The 8,099-nt window shown below is 72.8% G+C and carries 7 protein-coding genes; 4 read left to right on the top strand and 3 right to left on the bottom strand.

Annotation, left to right across the window (positions count from 1 at the left end; genetic code table 11):
- Positions 1-28: 28 nt before the first annotated feature.
- Positions 29-1,429, bottom strand: a complete 1,401-nt coding sequence (locus POF43_RS15145; protein ID WP_282704597.1) for an ATP-grasp domain-containing protein — start codon at positions 1,427-1,429, stop codon at positions 29-31.
- 377 nt (positions 1,430-1,806) lie between these two features.
- On the opposite strand from POF43_RS15145, the gene POF43_RS15140 reads away from it, so the two are divergent.
- A complete protein-coding gene (locus POF43_RS15140) occupies positions 1,807-2,778 on the top strand; it encodes an iron-sulfur protein (RefSeq protein WP_271326032.1) in 972 nt (323 codons plus the stop codon).
- Positions 2,779-3,281: 503 nt separating this feature from the next.
- Here the strand turns inward: POF43_RS15140 and POF43_RS15135 are convergent.
- Positions 3,282-3,965, bottom strand: coding sequence for a histidine phosphatase family protein (locus POF43_RS15135; protein ID WP_282704596.1), 684 nt, complete (start codon positions 3,963-3,965; stop codon positions 3,282-3,284).
- A gap of 416 nt (positions 3,966-4,381) precedes the next feature.
- Here POF43_RS15135 and POF43_RS15130 point away from each other — a divergent pair, with 416 nt between their 5' ends.
- Positions 4,382-4,948: a DUF6232 family protein gene (locus POF43_RS15130; RefSeq protein WP_271314651.1), complete on the top strand. Its 567-nt coding sequence runs from the start codon at positions 4,382-4,384 to the stop codon at positions 4,946-4,948.
- Positions 4,948-5,310 (top strand): hypothetical protein, encoded by a 363-nt coding sequence (locus POF43_RS15125; RefSeq protein WP_271324966.1) that lies wholly within the window; start codon positions 4,948-4,950, stop codon positions 5,308-5,310. Before POF43_RS15130 ends, POF43_RS15125 begins: the two co-directional genes overlap by 1 nt.
- Before the next feature lie 435 nt (positions 5,311-5,745).
- On the opposite strand, the gene ychF is transcribed toward POF43_RS15125, so the two are convergent.
- Positions 5,746-6,834 (bottom strand): redox-regulated ATPase YchF, encoded by a 1,089-nt coding sequence (gene ychF, locus POF43_RS15120; protein WP_271324967.1) that lies wholly within the window; start codon positions 6,832-6,834, stop codon positions 5,746-5,748.
- A 109-nt stretch (positions 6,835-6,943) separates the two neighbouring features.
- Here ychF and POF43_RS15115 point away from each other — a divergent pair, with 109 nt between their 5' ends.
- Entirely contained in the window at positions 6,944-7,939 is a 996-nt protein-coding gene (locus tag POF43_RS15115; RefSeq protein WP_271324968.1) for a 4-hydroxy-3-methylbut-2-enyl diphosphate reductase, read from the top strand.
- The last annotated feature ends 160 nt before the right edge of the window (positions 7,940-8,099 follow it).

Here is an 8,099-nt window from a genome sequence, read left to right as displayed (position 1 = left end):
GAGGGGGCGGGGTGGGCGCGGTCCGGGGTCACGGGGTGATCTCCCAGCGCTGGGCGGCGAGGAAGCCGGTGGCGACGCGGTCGACGGCGGCCTCGTCGGTGCCGGTGACGCGCAGGATGCCGAGGTAGTCCCGGTTGGTGTGGGTCAGCTCGCGGTACTCGCCGACGGCCCGCAGCGGACGGTACGTCAAACGCGTTTCGTCGACGGTGAGTTCGGCCGGCCCAGGGGCGGCGGTGAGCGTGCCGGAACGGTCGGCGAGCGGGGCGTCCTGACGGGCGCGGCCGTCGGTGCGGGCGTTCAGCGAGCGGGGCAGCGGTTCGCCCAGGTGGGTGCGGAGGATGTGCTCGAAGAGCGGGATGCCGAGCAGGTCGGCGAGCATCAGGTCGCACTGGTCGCCGATGGCCCGGTAGTTGACCTCGATGATCCGGGCGCGGCCGTCCGGCCCGGTCACGTACTCGGTGTGGCAGACCCCGAACCCCACGCCCAGCGCGTCGAGTTGGGCCAGTACCTGGTCGGCGCCCGGCCGCCGGAAGCCCGGCGACTCCGGTTCGAAGTACAGCCGTTCCTCGATGAAGTACGGCGGCGGCGACAACCGGGTGCGGAACCCGCCCAGCACGTGCCGGGTGCCGGCCGCGTCGCCCAGGGTCTCCAGGGTGCGCAGCTCGCCGGGCAGGAACTCCTCGACGACCAGGGCCTGTCCGGGCCGCCGGGCGCGGATCGCCGCCACCCGCTGGCGCAGTTCGGCCGCGTCGCCGACCAGCACGACGTCCTCACTGGCGACCCCCTCCCTCGGCTTGACGACGCAGGGGTAGCCCACCCCGAACGCGGCCGGATCGAAGGTGGGGCGGGCTTGCGGGGCGGACCCGGCTTTGGAGGCGGGAGCGGAGTACGGGGCGGGGCCGGGGAGGGAGACGGAAGCCCGGGGGACGGGGACGGCGGCGGAAACGGAAGCGGCGCCGGGGACGGGGACGAAGGTGACGTCGGCGTCGGCCTCGGCTTCAGGGGCGAGTTCGGCGCTCCGGACGGCGCCCAGGCCGGCGGCGGCCAGGTGGCGGCGGGTCTCGGCCTTGTCCTTGGCGCGCAGGGTGGCGCGCCAGTCCTTGCCGGGCAGGCCGAAGTACGCGGCGGCCAGGGCGGCCTGCGTCTGGAGGTGGTCGCTGTTGCTGAAGACGGCGAACGGACCGTCCGCCGCACGGCGCCGGGAGATCTCCCCGACGACCTCGCGGAAGTCGCGCACCGCGCAGCCGCTGATCTCCGGCACCGCGCCGAGCCCGGCCGGCGCCACGGCCGCGCGGTACGCCTCCCGGTGGGCGGCGACGTAGCCCGGCTCGGTCAGCACGGTCACCGTCAGGCCCAGGCGGGCGGCGGCCGGCAGGAAGCCCTCGGTGACCGAGTCGGTGGGGTTGAGGGCGAGCAGGTAGAGCCGCATGCGCTTCCGTTCGTCCGATCATCCGTATGTCCGAGGGCTCCGGCCCCGCCTTCGGCCGTGTCGCCGCTGACGATGAATCAACTTAGGTTAGCTATACCTAAACATGTCAAGCTACGGTGAGCCGGTCCGCAGATTCCCCATCACCGGTTTCCCGTCCCGCCGCCGACCTCTCCCCGCCCGCCAGCCGTCTCCCACGCCGACCCCGCCTCCGTCCCCCTCCCCGTCGGCGCCTCCGCCGCCCTGCCCCGCCATCACCGGCTTCCCCGTCCCCGCGTCCGTTCCCGCCTCCCGGTCCCGCCGCCCCCGGCCTCCCGCGCCTTCGCCGGTCGCCGAACCGTCCGATCCCCGCAGCCCCCTCGATCCCCCTACGGAGACCGATGTCCGCCGGCCCCGCGGCCCTGGCCGCCACGTACCGCCTGCTGACCCACCTGTGCCCACCGCTCGCCGTCAGCATCACCGACGAGAACTTCACCCGCCGGGCGGAAGTGGACGGGCATGGCGTTGACGCCGAGGGGGGCGGCGGGGCGCCTGACGCGGTTGGGGTGCCCGGTGCGAGCGGGGCGACCGGGGCGGATCGCGTGACCGGTGCAGACCGCGTGACCGGTGCGGACGGACCGACCCGCGCGGTCGGGGCGCCGCTCGCAAGCGGCGTGGTCCGCGTCAGTGACCTCACCGTGAACGGGTCCGGCGCGCTGGATGCGCTGATCGACGGCGAGTCGGAGCGCGTCGCGGCGGCGTACGGGCGGCGGCCCCGGCGGGACGTGGCGGCGTCGCGGTTCCTGCACCACTACCTGTGGTCGGTCGGCCTGCTGTTCACCGGGCCCTGGTACCTCGCCGGCCGCGTGCCGCGGGTACCGCTCGACCGGCTCACCGCCGATCCGGCGACCGGCGCGTTCACGCTGGACGCCCGGGGGCTGGAGTGCGGACCGAACGGTGACGGGCCGGGCGGCGACGGACCGGGCGGTAACGGACCGGAAGTGGTGCGGGACGCGGTGGCCGAACACGTCGGGCCGGTGCTGGAGGCGTTCGGACCGCGGGTGCGGCGCGGGCCGCGCGCGTTGTGGGGGATGGCGACCGACGACCTCGCGTCCGGGCTGTGGTTCCTGGGCCGGGCGCGCGGCGAGGAGGAACGCGGCATCCGGACCGCGACCGCGCTGCTGCCCGGCGGCACGGCACCGTTCCCCGGCGCCGCCGCCTTCCGCGTGCTGCGCGGCCCGTCCGGCACGCCGCACCCCACCCGCACCCGGCTCGGCTGCTGCCTGTACTACGCCATCACGCCGGACGAACCCTGCCTGACCTGCCCCCGCGTCACCGACGGGGAACGCCTGCGGCGGCTGGAACGTACCTGAGTCGTGCCCCACGCCATCGACTTCGGCCCGGACCACGTCGTCAAGCACTTCGGTCCCGGGGAGTGCGACGGCTACGAGCGCGAACTGCGGGCGCTCACCCTGCTGGCCGAACACGCCCCCGGCCTCGCGCCGCGCCCGCTCCCGGACGCCGCCCGCCCCGCCCACGCACCCCGTTCCGCCGCCGCATGGACCGCCGCGCCGCCCCCGGACGGCCCCGGCACGACCTCGTCCGGCCGCTGCCCGCCGCCGTTGCGCATGACCCGCGTACCGGGCGCACCGCTGCGCGGCACCCGGGTCGACGGCCGCCGCACCGCCGCTCTCGCCGCCGCGGTCGGCACGCTGCGCCCGGCACCAGGCGTCCCGGTTACTGGCGCGGCTGAACGCGTGAGCGTCGGTACGCGTAACCGCCCGGACTCCGGACCGTACGAACAGCGCACGTACAAACGCCGCGCGGACGGACGCCGAACCGTCCGCCCGCCGAACCGCCCTCCGCGCGCGGTGCCCTACGGCCGTGTGACGCCGAAGGACGCCAGCCGCATTCCGCCGGACCCGTCGGGTACCCAGTGCGACACCGACGCGTTCGGCACGGCGAGGGCCGGGTCGGGCAGCGGTGCGCCGAAGCCGTCGAAGACGTGGCGCAGCGACAGCACGACGGCGTCGTGCGCCACCACCAGGACGCGGTGGCCGGCGGCGGCCGTGGACGCGTCGCGCACGAAGTCCCGTACCCGCAGGACGACGTCGGCGAGCGACTCACCGCCCGGTGGCCGGTAGTACCAGTCGCCGAGAAGTTCGCGCCGCGCGGACTCCTGCGGCGCGCGGGCGGCGACGGCGGCGGGGGTCATCAGTTCGAAGACGCCGGTCTCCCGGTCCCGCAGGCGTTCGTCCACCACGACCGGCGCGGTGGACTCCCCCGCCATCAGCTCCCAGGTCTGCCGCGCCCGCGCGTAAGGACTGGTGACGACGAGGTCGATCCCGGCACCCCGCACCCACGCCCGCAGCCCGGCCGCCTGCTCCCGCCCCGCCCCGGACAACGGCACGGCCGCGTCCCCACCAGCCACAACCGGCCCACCGCCCCCGGCACCGTCTCCGGCGCGGACCGCCTCGGCGAACAGCACGTTGGCCACACTCTGCCCATGCCGAACGGCGTACACCGCGGCCATGCCCGGGGTTGCCCCGACGTGTTCCATCCGTCCAGCCTGGCACGGCCCGCGCGGCGCCGGCGCGAACGCGGCCGGTCCTCGCCGGCTCGCGTGATCGGCGCGGCACCTCGCGGCGCCGTCGGCCGGCAATCAATCGCGATGCGCAGGTGATGGTGTGTCATATACCGTCTGTCGTAAGGCTTTTGGAACCTGGCGCAGCCGCGTCCGCATGACGTGACGGGGTGGGCCGACTGCGCCCGGCAGGACCGACCAGGGGGGTTCGCATGACGTCGGAGGACGCGGAGGGAAACGCACAGAACGCATCGCCCGGGGCTCCGCCCACGATCGGAGCACCGCCGCCGCCCACCGTCCCACCACCGCCGGCCGGCCCGCCGCCCGCCGGAAATCCGTACACCGGTACGGCCCCCGCCGAGAATCCGTACAGCGGTACGGCCCCGCCGGCCATGACGCCGCCGCCCGGCACGGTCAACCTGCGGGTCGGCAAACGACTGCTCTGGGTCGGCGAGGCCTACTACCCGCTCCAGAACATCGTCCGGGTGCACACGCTCACCATTCACCCGCGGCGCAAAGGCGCGGTCCTGCTTTTCACGAAGCGGCTGCTGCTCATCGGGGCGGTGACGACGTTCCTCAGTCTGCTCGCCGCCGCGATCGAGGCCTTCAGCGCCTCCGACGACGGCGGGGGCGGGGGTTCGTCGGCGCTCAGCATCCTCGTCCTGCTCGCCGCCGCCGCGGCCGCGGTCTACTCCCTCGTGGAGATGGTGCAGGTACTCGGCGCGCCGTCGCACTTCGTCCTGTCCGTCGAGACCTCCAGCCTCTCCAGCGCCGTGGTGACCAGCCCCTACCCGGATCACCTGCGGCAGTTGGCCCACCGGATCGCCGACGCGATCGAGAATCCGGCGGCGGAGTTCGAGGTGCGGGTGAACTCCGTCATGATCAGCCCCACGCATTACTACTTCGGGGACAACGTCAACATGTACGGCGGCACCGGCAACACCGGGATGGCGAGCTGATGAGTGACGCGAGCCAGCACTACTACTTCGGCAGCGGCGACCACGTCACCATGCACGGCGGCTCGGGCAACACGGGCATCGACAAGCGGGTCACCCCGGCCCCGGAGCTCCCCCAACCCGTCCAGGAGGCTCTGCGTGAACTGTTCGTCCTGGTCCTGGCCCTGCGCACCCAGGTGACACCGGCCGGCGCCACCGCGCTCGACGACTCCCTGCCGGCGCTGCGTGCCGAGGCGAACGTCCAGCCGCAGGAGCGGCACCGCGCCCTGCTGGCCGTCGCCGGCGTCGCCGCGACCATCGGCACGGTCGGCGTACCGGTCGTCGAGGCCATCAACAAGGTCCTCGAACTCCTGGGCGCGAAGTAACCGTTACGGTCCGGCCCCGGAGAACGGCGCCGGATCGCCTCCGGCACGGCGTAAGCGAACCGCGCCGCTGGGGACGATCAACGGAGCCGGCTTCTTACGTAGACCGGTTCCTACGTGGATCGGTTCCTACGTGGATCGAATCCACCGTTATGGCCACGGCGCCCCTGATCCGGTGCGTCGGCGTTCCTGGCGGCGGGAGCGTCCGACCGCAGGGGGCACCTCATCGCTGAGCCGAGGGCGCCGGCCCCGCGTGGTCGACGGGACCGGCGCTCTGCGGGAAGCCCGACTCCGAGTGCCGCGACCACACCGCCGTGGCCAGGACGCCGAACATCCAAACCCACCTGTGGTCCGCCTACGCGGAACGGCCCCGGTACGAACCATCAAGGCCGCCCGGCCCGCTGCACCGCGAGTCGGACGGCCTCGCGCACGGTCGAATCACACGTTGAAACGGAACTCCACCACGTCGCCGTCCTGCATGACGTAGTCCTTGCCCTCCATGCGGGCCTTGCCCTTCGCGCGGGCTTCGGGGATGGAGCCGCAGGTGAGGAGGTCTTCGTAGGAGACGATCTCCGCCTTGATGAAGCCCTTCTGGAAGTCGGTGTGGATGACTCCGGCGGCCTCGGGGGCGGTGGCGCCCTTCTTGATGGTCCAGGCGCGGGCTTCCTTGGGACCGGCGGTCAGGTACGTCTGGAGGCCGAGGATGGCGAAGCCGACCCGGGCGAGGGTGGCCAGGCCCGGCTCCTCCTGGCCCATGGACTGGAGGAGTTCCAGCGCCTCGTCATCGTCCAGCTCGATCAGCTCGGACTCGATCTTCGCGTTGAGGAAGATCGCCTCGGCGGGGGCGACCAGGGCGCGCTGGTCGTTCTTGAAGTCCTCGTCGACGAGTTCGTCCTCGTCGACGTTGAAGACGTACAGGAACGGCTTCGTGGTCAGCAGGTGCAGCTCGTGCAGCAGCTTGCCCTGCTCGCTGGCGGCGGTGATCCCGGCGGAGAAGAGCGTGCGGCCCTCCTCCAGCAGCGCCTTCGCGGCCTCGACCGCGGCGACCACGGCGACCCTGTCCTTCTGGAGCCGGGACTCCTTCTGGAGCCGGGGCAGCACCTTCTCGACCGTCTGGAGGTCGGCCAGGATCAGCTCGGTGTTGATCGTCTCGATGTCGTCCTTGGGCGAGACCTTGCCGTCGACGTGCACGACGTTCTCGTCCTTGAACGCGCGGATGACCTGGCAGATCGCGTCGGACTCGCGGATGTTGGCCAGGAACTTGTTGCCCAGGCCCTCGCCCTCGCTGGCGCCGCGCACGATGCCGGCGATGTCGACGAAGTCCACCGTCGCGGGCAGCCGGCGCTGCGAGGAGAAGATCGCCGCGAGCTCGTCCAGCCGCGGATCGGGAACGCCGACCACGCCGACGTTGGGCTCGATCGTGGCGAACGGGTAGTTGGCCGCCAGGACGTCGTTCTTGGTCAGGGCGTTGAACAGGGTCGACTTGCCGACATTCGGCAGGCCGACGATTCCGATCGTGAGCGACACGTGACGACTTCCCGGTGCGAGGCGTTGAGGGGGCGGGTACGGCGCCCCAGTCTAAGCCGCCGCGCCCGGCCCCCGACGCCGCCGCCGCGAGCGCCCGTACGATGGGGGCATGACCGCTGAGACATCACGCCGGGTCCTGCTCGCCGCCCCCCGTGGGTACTGCGCCGGTGTGGACCGCGCCGTCATCACCGTCGAGAAGGCCCTGGAGCAGTACGGGTCGCCGATCTACGTGCGCAAGCAGATCGTCCACAACAAGTACGTCGTGCAGACGCTGGAGAAGAAGGGCGCGATCTTCGTCGACGAGACGCAGGAGGTGCCCGAGGGCGCCATCGTGATCTTCTCGGCGCACGGCGTCGCCCCCGTCGTGCACGAGGAGGCCGCCGGCCGCAGCCTGGCGTCGATCGACGCCACCTGCCCGCTGGTGACCAAGGTCCACAAGGAGGCCCAGCGCTTCGCCGGCGAGGACTACGACATCCTGCTGATCGGCCACGAGGGCCACGAGGAGGTCGTCGGCACCATGGGCGAGGCGCCGGACCGCATCCACCTGGTGGACGGCCCGCAGGACGTGCCCGGCCTGCGGGTGCGCGACGAGAACAAGCTGGTGTGGCTGTCGCAGACCACGCTGTCGGTGGACGAGACGATGGAGACCGTCGACGCCCTCAAGGAGCGGTTCCCCACGCTGGTCAGCCCGCCCAGCGACGACATCTGCTACGCCACGCAGAACCGCCAGGTGGCCGTCAAGCAGATCGGCGCCGACGCCGACCTGGTGATCGTCGTCGGGTCGAAGAACTCCTCCAACTCGGTGCGGCTGGTCGAGGTCGCCCTCCAGGCCGGCGCCCGCGACGCGCACCTGGTCGACTTCGCCGACGAGATCGACGAGGCGTGGCTGGAGGGCGTGAGCACCGTCGGCGTCACCTCGGGCGCCTCGGTGCCGGAGGTCCTGGTCGACGGCGTCCTGGAATGGCTGGCCGGCCACGGCTACGAGGACGTGGAGATCGTCACCTCCGCCCGCGAGAGCATCCAGTTCTCGCTGCCCAAGGAGCTGCGCCGCGACCTGCGCGCCGAGGCCGCCGGCACCGGCGCCGCGGCCCCGCGCACCTCCTGAGGCCGTACGTCCCTCCCCACCCAGTACGCACCTCCTGAGGCCGTACGCACCTCCCGAGGCCGCACGCCCCTTCTGACGCCGTCCGTCCCAACCCCCTCCGTACGCGGCCGTTTCCCTGCGGGTGAAAGGCGCGTACGAGGGGTGTCCGCACGCGTTCCGC

Origin of the sequence: Streptantibioticus silvisoli, assembly GCF_027947535.2 — a bacterium.
GTDB lineage: Bacteria > Actinomycetota > Actinomycetes > Streptomycetales > Streptomycetaceae > Streptantibioticus_C > Streptantibioticus_C silvisoli.
Note: the sequence above shows the minus strand (reverse complement) of the source record. Positions and strands in the feature narration are given on the sequence as shown.